General features: G+C 58.2%; 14 protein-coding genes and 1 pseudogene. 5 read left to right on the forward strand and 10 right to left on the reverse strand.

Annotated features, from left to right (window positions below):
• Nucleotides 1-342 precede the first annotated feature (342 nt).
• Complete coding sequence (locus tag sphsw_RS13970) at nucleotides 343-1,224, forward strand: hypothetical protein (protein ID WP_152555498.1); 882 nt, start codon at nucleotides 343-345, stop codon at nucleotides 1,222-1,224.
• Here sphsw_RS13970 and sphsw_RS13975 read toward each other — a convergent pair.
• Nucleotides 1,221-1,670, reverse strand: a complete 450-nt coding sequence (locus sphsw_RS13975) for an HIRAN domain-containing protein (protein ID WP_052380945.1) — start codon at nucleotides 1,668-1,670, stop codon at nucleotides 1,221-1,223. The two genes, sphsw_RS13970 and sphsw_RS13975, sit on opposite strands and share 4 nt — an antisense overlap.
• 296 nt (nucleotides 1,671-1,966) lie before the next feature.
• Here sphsw_RS13975 and sphsw_RS19860 point away from each other — a divergent pair, with 296 nt between their 5' ends.
• On the forward strand, nucleotides 1,967-2,128 hold the full coding sequence (locus sphsw_RS19860) for a hypothetical protein (RefSeq protein WP_160172642.1): 162 nt from the start codon (nucleotides 1,967-1,969) through the stop codon (nucleotides 2,126-2,128).
• Between the two features lie 1,255 nt (nucleotides 2,129-3,383).
• Here sphsw_RS19860 and sphsw_RS18950 read toward each other — a convergent pair.
• Together sphsw_RS18950 and sphsw_RS20890 are read right to left on the reverse strand one after the other, a co-directional pair.
• Complete coding sequence (locus sphsw_RS18950) at nucleotides 3,384-4,178, reverse strand: GGDEF domain-containing protein (protein WP_160172643.1); 795 nt, start codon at nucleotides 4,176-4,178, stop codon at nucleotides 3,384-3,386.
• A 164-nt stretch (nucleotides 4,179-4,342) separates the two neighbouring features.
• The gene (locus tag sphsw_RS20890) at nucleotides 4,343-5,068 is read right to left on the reverse strand and encodes a Crp/Fnr family transcriptional regulator (RefSeq protein ID WP_031441146.1); all 726 of its coding nucleotides are present in this window, start codon (nucleotides 5,066-5,068) and stop codon (nucleotides 4,343-4,345) included.
• Between the two features lie 531 nt (nucleotides 5,069-5,599).
• On the opposite strand from sphsw_RS20890, the gene sphsw_RS19865 reads away from it, so the two are divergent.
• The 3 genes from sphsw_RS19865 to sphsw_RS19870 all read left to right on the forward strand — a co-directional run bounded on the left by sphsw_RS19865 (nucleotide 5,600) and on the right by sphsw_RS19870 (nucleotide 7,626).
• Nucleotides 5,600-5,746: a hypothetical protein gene (locus tag sphsw_RS19865; RefSeq protein WP_159510867.1), complete on the forward strand. Its 147-nt coding sequence runs from the start codon at nucleotides 5,600-5,602 to the stop codon at nucleotides 5,744-5,746.
• Nucleotides 5,747-5,900: 154 nt separating this feature from the next.
• A complete protein-coding gene (locus tag sphsw_RS19465) occupies nucleotides 5,901-6,263 on the forward strand; it encodes a hypothetical protein (protein ID WP_152555500.1) in 363 nt (120 codons plus the stop codon).
• A gap of 1,204 nt (nucleotides 6,264-7,467) precedes the next feature.
• Nucleotides 7,468-7,626, forward strand: coding sequence for a hypothetical protein (locus tag sphsw_RS19870; RefSeq protein WP_160172644.1), 159 nt, complete (start codon nucleotides 7,468-7,470; stop codon nucleotides 7,624-7,626).
• Here sphsw_RS19870 and sphsw_RS13995 read toward each other — a convergent pair.
• The 7 genes and pseudogenes from sphsw_RS13995 to sphsw_RS20085 form a co-directional block, all read right to left on the reverse strand.
• A complete protein-coding gene (locus tag sphsw_RS13995) occupies nucleotides 7,623-8,771 on the reverse strand; it encodes an acyltransferase family protein (protein ID WP_031441147.1) in 1,149 nt (382 codons plus the stop codon). The genes sphsw_RS19870 and sphsw_RS13995 overlap by 4 nt on opposite strands.
• Before the next feature lie 166 nt (nucleotides 8,772-8,937).
• On the reverse strand, nucleotides 8,938-9,090 hold the full coding sequence (locus sphsw_RS19875; RefSeq protein WP_160172645.1) for a hypothetical protein: 153 nt from the start codon (nucleotides 9,088-9,090) through the stop codon (nucleotides 8,938-8,940).
• A gap of 347 nt (nucleotides 9,091-9,437) precedes the next feature.
• Nucleotides 9,438-10,733 (reverse strand): cellulase family glycosylhydrolase, encoded by a 1,296-nt coding sequence (locus sphsw_RS14005; RefSeq protein ID WP_031441149.1) that lies wholly within the window; start codon nucleotides 10,731-10,733, stop codon nucleotides 9,438-9,440.
• The gene (locus tag sphsw_RS14010) at nucleotides 10,730-13,177 is read right to left on the reverse strand and encodes an SGNH/GDSL hydrolase family protein (RefSeq protein ID WP_031441150.1); all 2,448 of its coding nucleotides are present in this window, start codon (nucleotides 13,175-13,177) and stop codon (nucleotides 10,730-10,732) included. The genes sphsw_RS14005 and sphsw_RS14010 overlap by 4 nt, the downstream gene beginning before the upstream one ends.
• 159 nt (nucleotides 13,178-13,336) lie before the next feature.
• Nucleotides 13,337-13,732, reverse strand: a complete 396-nt coding sequence (locus sphsw_RS14015; protein ID WP_152555501.1) for a hypothetical protein — start codon at nucleotides 13,730-13,732, stop codon at nucleotides 13,337-13,339.
• Between the two features lie 50 nt (nucleotides 13,733-13,782).
• Nucleotides 13,783-14,163 (reverse strand): DUF6527 family protein, encoded by a 381-nt coding sequence (locus sphsw_RS14020; RefSeq protein WP_031441152.1) that lies wholly within the window; start codon nucleotides 14,161-14,163, stop codon nucleotides 13,783-13,785.
• A pseudogene (locus sphsw_RS20085) lies at nucleotides 14,160-14,496 on the reverse strand (TIGR02594 family protein); the annotation flags it as partial. The gene sphsw_RS14020 and the pseudogene sphsw_RS20085, both read right to left, overlap by 4 nt.

The raw sequence follows: 14,496 nt of genomic DNA on the forward strand, positions 1-14,496 counted from the left end.
GCCGGTAGCGCGTTCGATCCGTCCGGCTGAAGCTCTGACAAAAAGCAACATGGATTGATTTGGACCTGTTTGCCAAAGGCCTGCTTGGCCTCTCGGAATCCGCTTTGTACCCAGAAGGTCCATGACTGCGCCTATTGAACACGACGCAGAAATTCTGCGCGCCGCGATCGCTTGGGCGCTTCACGTCGCCGACGCGTCTGACAATCCGCTGGTGGCCTCGTTCTTGGCCGATGCCCTCCACCATGCTGAGAATAGCGCTTTCGCCCTTGCGAAGCCAGCCGACGCTCATCGACCTTGCCATTATCCGGGCCGTGATACACGCTGGGTAAAACGGGGGTTTTGATGGCTGATACTGAGAAAGCGACCAAGCCAAAGCTTGGAGAAAAGGGCGCCGACAAGCCAATTTGCGGCATCATCATGCCTATTGCGGGCGACAACGAGTACACAGCTGACCATTGGCGTCGCGTCCAGCGCATAATTGAGCGCTCTATCGCGAAAGCGGACATGACAGTCCGGTTGGTTTGGGAAAGCCCAGAGGTTGACGTAATACACGCCCGCATCTTGCAAGGGATCTACGAATCCGACGTCGTTATTTGTGACGTTAGCGGACTTAATCCGAACGTCATGTTGGAACTGGGGCTTAGGCTCAGCACGAAGCGTCCAACGATTGTGATAACGGACAACGAGAAAAAGCCGCCATTCGATATTGGTGTATTCCAGTATCATTCGTACCAGCGGGACTTAGAATATAATTCCGTTGATGGTTTTATTGATGAAATTAGTAAGAAGATACGCCACGTCTTTGACGCGTATGAACAGAAACGTTACAAATCGTTTGTCGAGAACTTTACGTTTGAGGTTGTTGAGCCGACGGAAGTTTCTGTACCAGCGGACGTGGCTATTCGTGATCGAATGGAAGCGTTTGCCCGTCAACTTTCACGTATTGAGAAAACTATTGGATCGGCACCAAGTCAGCCGCAAATGTTTGATATACAGGGAATAATTTCACTGTCGTTTGAGACGTTGGCAACAGATCCGTATGTAAAAATGATCATCAATGAACTGACTAAAAATAAAAAGGTTCTTGGAGTTCGTGCCGATTTGATCGGAGCCAAAACGATGCTTCGCGTAGCTATTGCGGGCAACATAGACCCCGCGGAAATGCCACCATTAAGAGCTTGGATACAAGCGGTGATTGAAAAGCACGATGACGTGCCTTTCTAGAACGGAGTTACGTTCCCCATACGGGCCCACTCATCAGGATAGAACGCGTGGGGATCGTACACCGGCCGCGCCGCGGGCCGCATTGGGCGAGGCTGCGCCGGCTTCGGATCATCTGAGACCGGGTCGGGCAGGGTAGGGACACCACCTTCGAACCGGATCCGGATATCGGCTCCGCTTCCGTGCATCGCCTGGAAAACGGCGATCGCTTCGCCTTCCTTCATCCGCTTGCCGATCAGCGGCGCTCGCTCGGCGCTGACATAGCCCAGCTGGGTGCCACGCTCGCTGAAGATGGCGACCGCGTTATTGTCGAACGGGTTGGTCGGCTCGAGGCGCAGCTCGACCGTGTCGCCAGGCGCGCAGAGCATGCACTCCATGCGTCGGTTGCTCTTGCTCTTGTCCTCGTTCGGAAAGTCGATGTTGACAATGGAGGTGGTCAGTTCGTCCATTGTGGGGATGTAAGGTTTTGCCGCTCGTATCGGACGGTCTAAATTACTTTGTGCAACGGCGACTCGACATCGATGGAATTAAGATGAACGATCCAAGAACATGGTTTCAGCCAAAGGTTGTCGGAATAGGATGGACACCGCGAACGTGGGAGGGTTGGGCACTCATTGCGGCAGTGATTGCCGTTGGAGCACTCGTCGGAAGACTGGACCCTTAAGGCAGCTCATTGCGCTGTGCAGATAGTTTGCCCGGCTCGGCCACTGACGCATAGCCTTGCTCGATGATGAGTGATCGAGAAGTGTGGCTGAAGGCGTGGGCGGTCATCGAGACGCATGGCTCGCAAGAATCCGCGCCCGTCGCTGCTATGCTGCTCGGTTTAATGGGTGATGATCCAGACCACTACGATTGGGCGCGGGTGGCTGCAGCTGTCGATGCGATCAACGAAGGGCCGTTGCAGTAGTGTGGCGTAACGAACGTTTTTAGTTCGTTATATGGTAGGCGGTCCGTTTAAGACTGCGTGCAACGCTATGTAAAAAGCAGTGAAACCCCTTGGCCTTACTCATCGGGCTTGCACCGATGAGATGCCGGTAAAGAATATGACGCAGTCGCGAACGAAAAAAATGCCCGGCTCGGAAAGCCGGGCATTTTTAACTCCATCCGTTGTAAGGTTCACCATTGTCCGAATCACGGAATTGATTGCACCCTGCGGGATGTGTCAATGATAACAATGGTTATTCCCAAGGTGATGATAGTATTACCCGCGAATGGGCTTGCCGATTGGCCAGTAGCGCATTTGAACCCCCAAAGTTAAAAGTGCTCGTCTTTCGACAAGGGGATTTATGCATTATAACTGTTTAGTAATTGCAACTTCATGCGGTTAAAGTCGATTAACTGCAAATTTTTGCTACCGATGCTGCCCGCGCGTTGCTGGCTTCGGTATATGCGCCCCATCGACGCAGCTGCCGCACAATGCCGTTGGATGAGGCCGTCACACTCTGCCTCCGACCGATTTAGTTATCCTGCTGCGCGCCCTCCCAAACATCGTGACGGACCAGCGCTCGGGGCAGTGATGCCAGAGACAGCGCAGGGCGGAGCGGACCGCTGGTGTGTCTACGCGACCGTTAGCTGTCTCACTGAGCGTGGCTCGGAGGCTTGGACCACCAGGCCTGTGCATCGGATGCTGCTGAGATCCAGACAACGTCGCTATGCCCTTAAGATAAATCGCATAATCAATCTATAATATGATACGTTAGGCCATGCAGGCACCTGCGGCTTGACGATAGGAGATGGATGGTCGTCGTACTGGATACTGAGTGCTTTACCGCGACGCCCTGGAAAAGCTGCGTTCGGCTTGAAGGAGCAGGAGTCACGCTGACCCTTTCCCCCGCAGCGGCCATCAAACTCGCGGATTCGCTTATAGACGCGAGCGCTGTGGCCCTAGGGCAGGTGGCGATGAAGGAAGCTGGGCTGCGACTTAAGCCTGACTGATTGTAATCACACTTGAAAAGTGCACCGTATGAATTGATTGTTTTAGGCTCGCGCTTCAGCTGTTGCACTGGTTGTATATGGTGCGAAGGTGTGCGTTGCGAGATACTAGAACGGGTCAACCACAATAGGCGTTGAGCCTCTGAAGCAGACTTTTGTAAAGTCCCGCTTTCAATTTCGCTTCGACGACAACGCTTATTCTTAGTTCATCATATTCGTGTTGATTGTCACTAAGATGCCGTAGACTTTTTGATCGACTTTGCTTCGTACATGATCTTATCGGCAATTCGAATGGCCTGCTCAAAGTCGCTTCCTGTGGCAGCGCCCAAGCTACACGTTGCACGCCACTGTGAGGTTTCAAGCGCAGCTATCAACGCCTGATGGATGCTGCTAGACTTTCGCTCACCCGCGGCCTCGTCTCGAACTGTTAAGCAAAACGCAAATTCATCACCTCCAAGGCGTGCAGTGATATCGTAAGGCCGAACGGACGCGCTGAGTGCATGGGCGACGATACGCAGCACCTCATCGCCTGCGGCATGTCCATACTGGTCGTTTACCGCCTTAAATCCATCCAAGTCTATCACGCCACACAATAGGATCCTGCGATCTCGAGCAGCCAAAGACTCCTGTCGCTTGCCCTCACGCTGAAAGGACCTTCGGTTGCCCAGCCCCGTGAGTGGGTCCATCAACGCGTTCCTGCTCTCGTGGTCGAACGCTCGACGGAAGGCACTCACGAGGAGGATTATAAAGATCACTCCGAGGACAAGCATCGAGGCATTCCAAACAGCCGCTGCGGCAGTAATAGAGGCTGCCCTAGCTGACAGTTGATCGGCAAAGCCATTTAAATGTAGCGTTGTCACAATTGCCGAGGTGCCGGCTATGAGGCCAGCGATCCGCCCGAAACACCAAGTCGTTAAACATAGTGGAACAAGGTAAGCTGAGTTCAACGAGTAGAGCGGGCCCGTCACAGCATCGAGGACAAAAAGCCCTGCCCAAATCGGCGCGATCCATGCGAGAGCGGACATGGGGCTTAAGCGTGCAGACTTTCGCATTACGCTTTCTAACAGCGTTGTTTCCGCGCTGCGGCGAGCCTTTAATGGAAAACTATCAAATCTAGCTACTTTCCGTCGAGCTATGCGCGCGCGCATGTCCGCGGGTATTTTCCGTTCAGCGCCGGTCGCTCGATCCGTCATTGGGAATGTCCGAGTGCAGCGGCCTTCTGATCGAGTTGGAGGTAGCGACGGTTAAAGCCTGCTACGCTTTTGAGCTGGTCCCAGGCAGGAGACGAAATCAGGTGGCGGTCTTGCTCGAGAAGGCCGTCCTTTATCAGACCCTTGATCGTTCTGTTGACGTGAACCGCTGTCAATCCGACAGCATCGCCAATCTGTTGCTGCGTCAAAGGCAACCTAAATGGCTGATCCTCTGCTATCCGGCATGGATCAAGCCTACTCGCAAGCTCGCAGAACAAATGCGCTATCCGCGCTCGGGCATTACGGCGTCCGATATTCACAATCCACTCGCGAGAAATTGAGGCCTCGATCAGAGCGCTTGCCATTATCGCATTCGAAATGATCGGGCGCTTGCAGGTCAAATTGCGGATTAACGTCTCGTCTACCGCGGCTACCATACAGTGCGCTGTCGCCTGCACGCTGCAATCATTATACGCAAATTGCATATGCTGAATGTTAATTATGTCACCCGGTAGTCGAAAGCCGACAATCTGGCGAAATCCATCACTCGTAACTTTGTACGCAATAGCAAAACCTGAGACAATAACTTGGAATTTCGTACACGTTGCGTCGCTCTTTATTATATGTCTACCGGGATTATATGAATATAACGAAAACGGGAGCGCAACTATGGCCGCACGATCATCGTCCGCTAAGGCTGAGTTTAAAGCAAACTTTTCAAGCATCGGCGAAAGTGGGCCACTAAAGGTCTGCAAAAAACTGTCCCAACAGAATGCGTGCAAGACCACGCGCACCTAAATTCGACGTCTTAATTTCGCGTCTCGTTGTACCTAGCACGTACTAACGGTCTATGAACGCAGTAAATGTGCCTCATAACGACACCATATCCTATAGGTAATTTCAGGCCGCGACGCAGGCCTCGAAGCGTCATTCTGAGGCCCTGTCATGGAGACGCTGCTTAACATCGTCACGACGACTGGGCGCTCCGCTGCTGTGCTGGACGCTATGCAGAACGTGCCTTGGCTCGCGGGGCGTGATGCCTTGCCTGGCGTGGGCAACCGCGCATAGTCCTAGGATATGACTACACCGTCAGTGCATCCAGATGTCATCAAGTTCCGCGATGACCGTAGTTCGCTACAGGCATACGAGCGAACCGATAAGAATGACGGCGATCCGATAGCGGACGCGCTGACGATCGAGATTAGGCGGCGTAAGCTCGGGCTATGATGAGCACTCGAGAAGTTTGGCTTAAGGCGATGACGATCGTCGAGGCACGCAGACTATTTGTATCAGAGCCGATGGTCGATACCTTGCTGCACATCGTGGGCCCCGAAGCCGACATCGGCGATTGGGCGCGTGTTGCTGCCGCTGTCGACACGATCAAGAACGGGCGGATGCATTAACCCGACCCGTGGAGCGATCGTTCATAAAACGCTGCTGTGACAAGTGTGTCATAACGAGAACTTGCAAGGGGCGGTGGGCCTTTGCAATGCGCCACGGGACGGGGTTAAATCCAGATATAACGAGATCTTAGCGACCCTGACGGACGATAGCCACATGAACACCTATCGCCGCTCGATGGCTAATGCCGGCAACAATCCGCTTGATCGGCGGTGCTCAAACCGAACGGCCATGAGTCATCCGGCCGTACTCATAACGTCTCTCGGAGATAAGCATTCGGCAATCATTCAAAACGTGTCTACCCTGGGCTTCAAGATTCGCTCAGAATACGGGGTCACTGTCGGACGGTTTCTCTCAATCGATATACCCGGGCTCGCTACGTACTCGGGCTGGGTAGCTTGGTCTTATGGCGATCAATTCGGGCTTGACGTGGCCAACGCCATTCCGGAGCCAGTTATCATACACATCATCGCGATGGCCGTACAGGCAGGCGAAGGTCCAGCCCCAGGCTCTACCTGATGATCGAACGGGCGTCGCCGCAGCGATGAATGCGACCGCCTCCAATCGGTGGCGTCAGAGTCCAAGGTGTATCCGCATAAACCGGGCGAACCGAGTAGAGACACCATAGCCAACCGAGGTCACCAGGATAATAGCGATTGGGAGGCCCCAAACGATCGCGAGTACGCCATACAGAATCATCATGCGAGAATGATGGCAGAAATACTGATCGCGACTAGTTACAATTTCATTCTAGGGGGCGAGGGCGTCGCCAAACCAAACCAATGCCTACTACATCGTAACGTCGTGCGCGGGTTAGTGTCGGGAAGCCTGCAGGCAGCACAACCGCGCTAGTTCGCAACCGGCGCCTTAATCATCCAGTCGTTGAACCGACCGAAGCGCTCTACCTGCCCGCAGACAAGTCGCTGCGGCTTCGGTGAAACGCCCGGTTCTTTCGAACCGGGCGCCCTGATCACTTAATTGGCTTGTCGACGATCCAATAACGCATTTTCGGTCCCCTTCTAGGCTGCTAGAAAACGCCGACCATCTCGGCGTAGCCAATGTTAAAAGGTTAATATTTCATTAATACTAATTGCTAGCAGTGTATTGGCGTCCGTACGACGATCCGGTGTCCTCAAGAGGCAGGGTGAACGATCTACAGTAGAATCCATCGTGCGTTTGCGCCCCGCAGGTGCCGACAACGTTCGGTCCGGGGAGTGCGGCAAGCGACCGAAGACCGTGAGGCCTCGGCGGCTTCATCGCGGGGCGCGGCAGGGTCGACGATGATCCGATCAATGAACCCGACCGAAGAGCGCTACCTGCCCGGGGACGAGGCGCTGCTAAACTATTAACGCCCAGCCATCATCTTCACGTAGTCTGGATCCGGAACCGCTGCGCGCCGATCGCGATGATCGCAGTCGCGGCGCCAGCCACGCGGCACAGTTCCATGGAGGGGAGGGTGAGCAGCATCTACGTCACCGCCTGCTGCTTAACGCTGGGCGTAGTGCTATGAGCTTCCACTATAGCAAGGAAACGCAATGCTCTCTTGGCTTTTTCATGCACCGCGGCGAGCGGTGGAATGGTGGTTCCGTGAAAACCCCGAAGCGGTACGCGCGAAATCGACCCACCCCGCCGGCGGTAGATGCCACAACTGCGGAGCAGACTGCGACAGGGACCAGAAGGCGTGCGAAGATTGCTTCGGAAAAAGCGTCTGGTGAGGCCAGCGATGACCCGGTTCTTCCGGTGCGGGGAGTGCGGCAAGCGCCCAAAGACCGCGCGGCTTGGGCGGCTGCACCGCGGCGCGGCAGGCTCGACGACGATCCGATCAATGAACCTGACCAAAGAGCGCTACCTGCCCGGGGACGAGGCGCTGTTGCTACGCTAAGGATTGCTCACGGTTTGAATCGCTGGCTCGACAACATGAACCGGCGCCGCCTGCGCCCAGCCCAACGTCTGCTTCGTCCTGACGATGACAGCATAGACCAGCTTCGCAATCGGTGTCCTCAACGCGCGCTGCATCGGTCGCTCAAACCAATGGAATGAGAGTGCGGCCACGGCGAGTGACAGGCAAATTCCGATGATGATCACGATGCTGCCTGGCAGAAAGTCCGAAGTCAGGTAGCCGGTTGCGGCAAGGATCGGCTCATGCAGGAGGTAAAGCGAAAAGCTGTACCCGCCGATGCGGCGCATGAGTTTGTTTGCGAACACGGCGGATCCGAAGCGGTTAGGAACCGTGCTCGCCAGCAAAAATGCACCAAAGCATAGGACAAGCCCGATGTTGCCGTAGACGACTGCGTTATCGTCCCATCCAATAGACTCGATAAATGCTTTGTCGGGCCAAACGCGCAGCGACACCATAAGGAGCGCAATGATCGAGAGCGCTTGAATGGAACCCGCAACTTTCGAGCTAATCATCCCAGTGACGCCACTGCGCACCATTACAGCCAACGTGACGCCCAAGAAAAATATGTGAAAGTGCGAAGGGAGTGATATCCCCGGAAAGATCGGCCGGAAGAGCATCATGATACCAGCGAGTAGAATGACTGCTGGCACCGCAAGGCCGACGTAACCACGCCGAACAGCGTACCAGAATCCGGCGAACGCTACGTAAAATTGCACTTCAGGCGGAATTGACCAGAATACGTGGCTGCTTCCAGAAAAGGCTAGAAGGCGGATGAAATCCCGGCCGTTTATATAGTAAATGAATTGTGGTCCTAGCATCGCTGAGGCGATGTAGGCCAAGGTCACGGCTAAAAGGTATATTGGCGCGATTCGGGCAACGCGGCCAGCGACGTAGTGTGCGACCGAAGGCGCATCAAGCGGCTTGTGGAGGTAAAGGTACCCCATAAGAAACCCGCTCAGCATGAAGAATAGCAAAACGCCGAACCCGCCCGTAAGGCTTGGAAAAATCAGCGAAAGGCCGATCTGGCCTGTATGAGAGCCGACGACAATAAGAGCCGCAAATGCCCGTAGCCCATCAAGCTGCGGTATTATATTGGGATGCTCAGTATTTGCTTCGCTCGTTGTCATGTCTCGATTCCCCCTGCACTTTCGTAGGCGGGAATAAGATGGGCTACGATTCGTAAGAACATTCAAAACTTATCATATGTGTACCAAAAGAGTACACTAAAGTCGCAAGGTTTTCCCTACGGCTGCCCATATGAAGCGCCCGGCTCTTTCGAACCGGGCGCCTTACTCACATTGCGTCGTAGAAACCCGCGTGCAGCTTCGCGAGCGTGGCGTTGAACGTGCCGCCATTAGCGTCAGCATCCTTCGCACGATCGCGGCCGTACTCGGTCTTACCCTTGGCGGAGAGCTTCTTATAGCGTGCGTTCTCGGTCTTGCTCATGGTGCTTCTTCCTACTGTGATGGTCCAAGTCGACAATGATATAGAGGTCCGCAGAGCACTCAGCTCCGAGGATCCCTATAAGCCTCCCGATGACTTGATTATCGGGGGATGCGTGAAACGAGAGGGTCGGGCGACCGCTGCAGCGCCATAGCTTCCGGAATTTCGACAGAAGCGGCGCGAGCAGATGGGGTTGCTCGACGAATAAGAAATTGATGTACCAGCCGCTCTCAGCGGCATCCCACGCGATCTGCGCGACAGGCGTCGGCCCCTGCCATGCTATCAGGCAGGGGCCGGACTGGCGAAACTCGGTGTACCCGGTCATGGGCATCACCTCCTTTCATGCTGGACTATCGGCGACCCGTCAGCCGCTCGACATAACCCGAGGTGGGAGCCGTGAAGCGCGCGGCTTTGGGCGGGTCGATCTTGAAGATGTAGCTCTCGGGCCAGATGCGGCCGCCACCCCACCAGGTAATGCCGAGCAGGACGTCGCTGTTCGCGCGTAGGGCCGCGATCGCCTCGACGCCAACTGCTGCGCATGAGGCCTTCATGCCGTAGTGCGAGGCGAACGCGCTTTCGGTGATGTAGCCCTTGAGGCCGCGCCGGCGCAGCTGCTCGGCGAACTCGGCAAAGCCGCTCGTCTTGGCATCGCACTCATTGCTCGTGCCGGACGAGCCCCGGTCGAAGTAGCGGTGCGCATTAATGAACGTCAGGCCGAGCGGATCCTTCAGGCCACCGCCGCGGTCAATCGCGCAGCCGGCGCTCTCGCACGCCTTCTTCGCCCCCTCCTTCTTGTCGAAGCGGAAGGTCGCTGACCATTGCGGATATTCGAGCAGGATCGGGTGACGGATGCCGTTCGCGCGCAGGCCGGCGATGATGGCGTTGCTGTCGCGCAGCCACTGATCCCAGTCGTTGGTCAGAACCGCGTCATCGAAGCCACGGGGCTCGTTGACCAGGTCGAGCAGGACGGATCCGTCGTCAGGGAAGTTGCGCGCGAAGCCGGTCCAGAACGCGATCGCCTTGGGCGGCGCGTCCCAGCGGTAGGTGTGGTTGTCAAGAATTACCGGTACGCGCTTGCCGCCAGCATAGGAGATGTTGACCTTGAGCTCCGCGACGCGCGCCGGGGTCATCCGGTCATCCTTGAAGGGGTAGCGGATCAGGCCGAACCCGTGCTTATCGATGTAGCCGCGCCAGTCTTCCGCCGATGGGCGGACTGCGTCGCTGCCGCTGGCCTCGGCGCCCGAGAGGTTCGCCCCGAACAGCGGGGCGACGCGCGCGGTATGTGCCGGGGGCGTTGCGGCAGCTGACTGCGCCGAGGGCGCCTTGCAAGGAGCTGCGTCGATGGGGGCGTAGACCCAGCCTTTGCCCTGGACGTTCTCGACGAACCGGAGCCGGGTGGCGCCGATCGTCTCAAACCAGTTGCCGGCCGCGTTCGAGCGGTTGCGATCGTTCCAGCCCAGCCAGCCCTTTTCGCGCGAGCCATCGCGCAGCAGCTCGCGGCCCATCTGCTTCTTGAGGACGAGGGTGTCGCCTGCGCAGACCTTGTACTGCGCGGGCGGGTTAGCACCGGTGACGGTGTGCACGGTCTGTGCTGCCGCCGGAGCGACGAGCAGCGCAAGGGCGGCGAGGACGAGGTTGCGGATCATGCCTTGGTGATCGCATCGAGGTCGAACGTGCCATTCGCTACGACCAACTGCTGCGAAAGCGTATTGGCTTGATGCGTGCCGTCAGTCGTAAGATTGCCGGTGGTCGCTACACCAAACTGCGGAGACGGCGAAAGCCACCGCCCCGTGTTGTCGCCGTCCTCATACCACTTCGCCACTTCAATGAAGCGCGGAAGCGATCGAACCCAGTTGTTCAGAGTAACGCGATGAACGTCATTGGCGGGGACATTCTGTGTTGCGTATGAGCCATATGTACCGCTGACATTGCCGACGCCGACTGTCGAGTTCCATACGCGCGTCGGGTCGGGGAACATTGCCATAACCGTTTGCCGGTCAGCGATCATCTGATCGCCAGTGCGCGCGCCAGAATTTTTATCGTTGATGCCCCACTGAATGATGTGGTTTCTCGCATAACGCTTCGCGATTTCTAGGCGCTTGGCACCGTTGCCCGATACAAAATCCTGCATCTGGGAGCCTGAAATGGCGAGGTGGAGGATGCCGGTCAGCGGAGCACCGCTCTTGACCAAGATGGGGTAAATTTCACCGCCGCCCGGGTTCACGCCAAGGATGTTAGCGCCCCATGCCTTGCTGTCGCCGAAGATCGCCACAGTTCGGGGATTGGTGGTTGCATCGACGTCTTGCACGATAGCGATCGGAGCCCAGTACTGATTGCTGAACGTCTGTGCGATCGTGCCGCTCATCGTCTTGTCTGCGAGGGTGTCGTCGCCAAGCTCGGTGTTGCCTGCCACCGGGCCAGCTGCATAATTTGAAATAAGAATGCCGCCGGCACACTGCCGATGAATACGAACGTAATAGGCCGTTCCCTGCGGAATATTCAGGCCAATAGGATCGCTTTCGGTGCCTGCGTCGCCTGACGCTTGGTTCAGGACCGTACCGCCGCTGAACGTGATTTGAGTAAACGTGCCCGATGGGTGTTCGATCGAGGCGGTTACAACAGCAGCACCTATCCCTTGATCGATCCCACCGCCACCTTGGTTGGTGTAGAAATTGGGAACGACGATCCGCCATTTGCCGGACACAAGGGCACTTGAGGAAGACGGCTCATAATGGCGGATATTCTGCCGGGTGTAGGCAGCGTTCATCCCGTTTGCCACAAAGGTGCGACGACCGACTTGAACCTTGCCCACAGCTGCAGCCGTATCGTCATTGTTGATCATACCGGTTGACGTCACGGTGTTCAGGCCGGTCGCAACCACAGTGAGGGTGAACGTGTCGTCGGGCTCGACTGCCGTATCGCCCGCGACCAGCGCCGAAATGGTCTTGCTCGTCTCGCCGGCTGCGAATGTGCCGCTGCCGGCTGGGAACGCACCGCCGAAGTCTGCAGCATCGGCCGGGTTCGCGCCGCTTCCCGCCATGGACCAAGTGAACGGATAGGCAGCCGTGCTTCCGTCGCGGTTAAGCGTGAGGGTCCAGGAGAACAGGGTGGTTCCGCTGTTGCCTTCGGCCTTCGCTACTGCGGACGAGAGCGAGAGGGCCGGTGACGGAGCAGGAGCTGCGGCGGACACCGTGCGTGTCAGAACGGACGACGAAGCGGTGCCGCCCGAGCCTGTCGCGAACTCCTGATACGTCAGCGTGCCAGCGGAAGCGGGGGCTGCGGTCAGCCCGGTGCTGATGGTTGAACCGTTGAGCGCCCAGGCACGGGACGTGATCGTGCCGTTGGACACGGCGCCTGGCGTTGCGGTGTAGGTCGTATTCCCCGCCGTGCCAGTCGAAGGACTGACCGTCGGCTGCGAGGTGAAGGCTGGTGCTGCCGCCGCTGCGGTCGCGACGGTCACCTGCTGCACCGTGGACTGCGTGGTGCCACCCGATCCGGTTGCCGTCTCCTGATAGGTCAGGGTGCCAGACGATGCCGGGGCCGCGGTGATGCCGGTACTGATCACCGTTCCGTTGATGGTCCACGACCGCGCCGTGATCGACCCATTACTGACGTTGCCCGCGGTCGCCGTGAAGGTCGTGGTGCCTGCGGTGCCGGTGTTCGGGCTGATGCTCGGCTGCGAAGTGAAGGACGGCGCCGGCGTCGGGGTGACGGTCGCCGCGGTTACTGCCGCCACTTGAACCGTCGACGTCGTCGTACCGCCCGGGCCAGACGCCGTCTCTTGATAGGCGAGCGTGCCGGACGACGCCGGCAAGGCGGTCACGCCGTTGCTGATCGCGACACCATTCAGCAGCCAGGCGCGAGACACGACAGCGCCGTTGCTGACGGTGCCTGGAGTCGCGGCGTACACAGTCGAGCCAGCGGTGCCGCTGGTCGGGCTGATGCTCGGCTGCGTCGTGAAAGCAGGGGCAGGGGTCTCCACCGGGACGCCAGCCGCCTCAAGCGCCGCTATACGCTTGATCAGCGCATTCACGGTGTCACGCCAGTCACGCGCGGACGTGTTGTTTGGGATATTCGTCAGCACGGCCATGCGTGGACACTCCTATTTATGGAAGCGGGTTGGTCGTTCGTCAGCAAAGCGGGGTGTCAGTTCGGCCAGGCGTCGACAGCGAGGGCGCGGCGCGCGTCACAGAGCGCGAGGTCGGCGCGCGCATCGCGCAGCGACCACTCGGTGTCCGCGCTGTTGGCGCTACCGTCCGGCTGCCGGCGTATCGGCGTTGCCGTGCAGGGCTTCTTCGCCTCGGCTGGCACTGGGGGGATCGCCGGCGAATAGCTCAGCGTCGAGCGCGTCGATCCCAAACACGCGGTCAGCAGGAAGGCAGGCAGCACGGCCAGCAGCAGTTTGCGCATAGGTCCTCACGGTGTCGGTGGATCGAAGGATGATGGGTTCGCGATTCGCGAGGCGGTCGGCGAAGGTCGTCAGCGCCGTGGTCTGCTGGACGGCGAACCGCTTTTCCGCGTCGCTGCGCAGCTGCTCGGCTTTCGCGATCTCCGCGCTCCACGCGGCCCGCTCGGCCTTCAGCGTGGCCGTGCGGTCGGCGAGCGTTTCCCGGGTGAGCATTAGCCCGGCGAGCAGGCCGATCATCGGCACCGCCCACCAGAAGCGCCGCAGCAGGGCCCAGCCTCCCGCGACCGTCACTTGGGCCATTCCGGCAAGTCGACGGTCTGGCCGGCGAGCGCGTGCGTACAATCGCCGAGGAATTGGATCCTGCCGTCGGTGACGAATGAATGGCAGACGTCGCACCTAAAGCCGGACGGCTCTTTGCCTGCCTCAACACGCTCGCGATTGTAGTCGCACCAGCACCGCTTTCCCTCTTGGCTGGGGATGTGGTGGCCCGATCGAAACAGCACCGACGGCGTGAATGTCGGCGCTGCCGGATTGCCGTTGTATCCCCAGGAGGCGGCGGTCTGGTGCGGCGCGACGCGGATCGGGTGGCTGCTATTGCAACCCGGACACCAGAACGCGACCATGTCGGTGCCGTAGTCCGCGAGGATCGGTGACAGCAGGCGCGTCATGCCTCGTTGCTCGACAGCTTCAGACCGGCAGTCGTCGCCATCTTCACCGGACCGCCGATAACGGGCACGCCCGCGGGCCAGCGCGAAGCGGTGAGCCTGCTCTTTGCGATCCGGGTCACTGTGACGGCGTTGCTCTGATTACCGCCAAGGACATGGTAGGCGGTCGCGTCCTCGCCGACGTAGAAGCCGACATGGCCGCCGCCTGCACGATCGAAGACGAGAACCGCGCCGGGGGCAAGGCGCTCCGGCCGCAGCAGGCTTTCCCAAGACGCCCAGCTCTTCGCGCGCGCCGCGATCTTGACCGGCTCGACGCCGACGGCGACGAGGCACGCC

The sequence above is a fragment of the Sphingomonas sp. FUKUSWIS1 genome, from assembly GCF_000733135.1.
GTDB lineage: Bacteria > Pseudomonadota > Alphaproteobacteria > Sphingomonadales > Sphingomonadaceae > Sphingomonas > Sphingomonas aerolata.